The organism is Cobetia sp. SIMBA_158 (assembly GCF_046566945.1).
Classification (GTDB): Bacteria; Pseudomonadota; Gammaproteobacteria; order Pseudomonadales; family Halomonadaceae; genus Cobetia; species Cobetia amphilecti.
Window position 1 is genome coordinate 1 of sequence record NZ_JAWJYL010000944.1, and the last position, 243, is coordinate 243.

1 protein-coding gene is annotated in these 243 nt (G+C 30.5%); it reads right to left on the reverse strand.

What is annotated here, in order from left to right; genetic code table 11:
- Positions 1-35 precede the first annotated feature (35 nt).
- On the reverse strand, positions 36-243 hold a 208-nt coding region (locus R2R70_RS22585), incomplete at its 5' end, for an EAL domain-containing protein (RefSeq protein ID WP_410979285.1).

Here is a 243-nt window from a genome sequence, read left to right on the forward strand (position 1 = left end):
TTTGTTTGTTATTTAAACTAACAGAAAGTTTATGATCAAACTTTTCCATATTGCTTTAACCATGTTGTTAAATCGTCAAAAAACAGTGGTTTTGAAAAGTAATAACCTTGGGCTACATCACAACCTATTTTTTTAACCCATTCACACTGCTCTAGTGTTTCTACACCTTCAACAATAATCGAAAAATCAAATCGTTTGGCTAAGTTTACAATCATTTCTAGGATGTATTGGTTATTAGCATTG